This window comes from Microcystis sp. M53602_WE12 (assembly GCF_030065455.1).
GTDB classification, from domain to species: Bacteria; Cyanobacteriota; Cyanobacteriia; order Cyanobacteriales; family Microcystaceae; genus Microcystis; species Microcystis aeruginosa.
On record NZ_JASJFB010000085.1, the window covers coordinates 1 to 3,172 of the forward strand.

The 3,172-nt window shown below is 36.3% G+C and carries 1 protein-coding gene; it reads left to right on the forward strand.

Annotated elements, in window-relative coordinates:
- Positions 1 to 103 precede the first annotated feature (103 nt).
- On the forward strand, positions 104 to 2,149 hold the full coding sequence (locus tag PX482_RS03535) for a CHAT domain-containing protein (protein WP_002759564.1): 2,046 nt from the start codon (positions 104 to 106) through the stop codon (positions 2,147 to 2,149).
- Positions 2,150 to 3,172: the final 1,023 nt, after the last annotated feature.

Sequence of the window (3,172 nt, forward strand, 5' to 3'; positions counted from 1 at the left end):
GAACCCTTATATAGAAAGGCATTTAGCGATTTTTGTCAATTATTTCTTATCTAGAGCGAACTAATCAATTAAGTCTCTTGCCAGATAAGGATTTAGTCGATTTATGCCCCCCTATCGAACCATACCAAGTAACGAAGAACCCTTAAAACAAAGCTTAGGCAATTCTTATACAGCTAGAGGTCAATTATCCCAATTACGGGCAAAATCTGCTGAAAAACAAGATCATAACCGCTCCAATACTTTTCAAAAACAAGCGATCTCCGACTATCAACAAGCTACCAAAAATTTCCGTGCTAACTTAAATGGATCAGAAGATCCTTTAACAAAACTAGAGAATTTATTAAATTTAATTCGTTTATCCTATTATTCTCAAAATTTTCAGATAATTTCTCCCCAACAACGGCAAAATGATTTACAACAGGCGTTAATCTTGCTCCCTATGGTCCCTCAAAATGTAACAACGGTTTACGCTAGTATTGACTTAGCGAGTCTACCCGCCTTTTCTTTAGCCTTAAGTACCCCTTTAATCCAATGTCCGACGCAATGGCAACTATCTGACTATCAAAGATTATCCATTCTCGATAATGCTTTAACAATTGCTAAAAATCTTAATAATCCTCGTGTAGAGTCTTTTGCATTAGGCGCAATCGGTCATTTTTATGAATGTCTTGGCAGAACAAAAGAAGCCTTAACCCTAACACAGAAAGCGATTTTAGTGGCTAATCAAGATTTAAACACAAAAGATGGCTTATATCTTTTGGAATGGCAAAAAGGGCGTATTTTTCAAGCAAAAGGACAATTCAACCTCGCCGTTAACGCCTATCAAAACGCCTATAATACTCTTGAAAATATCCGTAGTGACTTATTAACGACTGAAAAAGACGTACAATTGGACTTTCGTGATAGTATTGAACCTATTTATCGTCAACTTGCTCAATTAAAGCTACAATTAGCTGATTCTCAAAGTTTATCATCTATACAACAAAAACAAGAATTAAAAGAAGTCCTCAAGATTATTGATCATCTAAGACTCGCAGAATTGCAAAATCATCTGGGAAATGACTGTTTTTTGCGGATTGATGCCCCTGATTCTCAGCCTATATCTGCTTTTCCTCAGACGGCAATTATTAATTCTTTAATGTTTCAAGAGAAAACAGCAATCATTATAATTTTACCCGATCAAAGTATAAAAATTCACTGGATTAAGCAGAATAAAGCCAATATTATCGAAAATATTGCTCAATTTCGTCAAAGTATCTTAGATGGGTTTTTAACTCTAGGTGATTATGACACAAGCTTATCTGAAACCCTCTATAGTCAGATAATTCGTCCTTTTGAGACTGATTTACAGGAATACGACGTAAAAAACTTAGTTTTTATCCAAGATAGTCCTTTTCGCCCCATCCCTATGGCTGCTTTACATGATGGTAAACAATTTCTGATCGAAAAATATGCTGTCTCTACTACCCCTAGTTTATCCTTAACCTTTCTGCAAAAAAGAACCTTATCTGACAATAAAACGTTAATTTTAGGAGTCACCGAAGAAAGTCAGATTGATGGTCAAATTTTTCCTTCTTTAGATAATATTCCCCTTGAAATTGCCACCATTTCCCAACAATTTCCTAATCATCAACTGCTAGTTAATCAACAATTTAACCCCCAAACCCTCACCCAAACATTAGATAATGCTGACTACTCCATTATTCATATTGCCACCCATGCTCAATTTGGGACAATTCCAGATGACACCTTTCTGGTGGCGGGAAATAATGATAAAATAGCCCTTAAAAGTCTTGAAAATACCTTAAGACTGCTTGAATCAGGCTCTAACTCTGTTGAACTTCTCACCTTAACCGCCTGTGAAACCGCAGAAGGAGACGAACGATCTGCGCTAGGATTAGCAGGAGTAGCGATACAAGCAGGGGTTCAAAGTGCGATTGCGTCTTTATGGCCAGTTTCTGATCAATCTACGTTACAATTAATCTTGGCTTTTTATGACAATTTAATTAATTCAGGGGTTAATAAAGCAGAAGCCTTAAGAGAGGCTCAAATCCAATTAATTCAAGCTCAAAGTAATCCAGATATTAATAATCAGTATAGTCATCCCGTTTATTGGTCTTCTTTTATCTTAATTGGAAATTGGTTATAAACATTAGACTTCCTGCGGAAGTCAGGCAATAGGAACTCATGCAACAGGCAACAGAAAGAAGAATAGATGGCTCTCCTCGACTTTGTGTGATAATCAGTGCTTATCATTCGTAGGAGTCTTCCTAGGCAAGGCTTTGAAGACTATATTTTTTTTGAAAAATTATCCCTATTCTTCTTCCTTCCACACAGAAACGAGAAGAGCCAATAGAATGCTTTCAGCATCAGGATTGATTACTTTTTGACTTGTGCAAGAGGTTCAATTTCCTTTTTTACTTTTGACTGGGTACAAGACATCCTTGAAGTCAACGACAGTTCAGTTTGTTACTAGAATCTAGTTCACAAAAATAGATTAGATCATTGTTTTGAGCAGGGGATTTTTTAACCTCAGTGGGTGTGGATAAATCAGACGGGACAGGGGTTACAGCCGTTGGTGCTAGTTCTGAAAGTACCATGGTTATTCATTCCTCGTAGTTCGATTTTTACTTTGATGATTAATCAATTCATCGAGGCCGATTAAAATTCTAGAAACTAGCAGAATGAGAGCCTCTTAATTAAGAAAATATCCTGTAGAGGCTGTTAAAAAGTTACTGTTTTCTTGTCAGTTAAATTTTGTTAAGATAATGCCCAAAAACTACAATTTATGGTAGGAAAAGAGGTAAGTCGAAACCGAGTTTGATTTTTGCTTACTCTAAATCAGAAAGGGCATTGGGCAAGATTAGCTAACTAGGGTTTGCTGAAAAAGTTGTTCGTGGGGGGCAGGGTGTAGGGTTTTAGCGATTTCGAGGGGGTCAATTACCTAATTTTCAGGGAAAAAGTACCTGAAGCCGATCACTCCCAGATATGGTACTTTTTGATTTCCAAACAGTCTAAAAGTCTTACCCAATAGACCTCGACCTAATATTATCTCAAGACCAAAAGTCTTTCTAGTTAAGGAATCTACCCGAATAAAAATTATTTTAATTGCCTCATATTTTTTCAGTGAAATTGAATTAGCAACGATAGATATACATTTCAGTTATCGAAC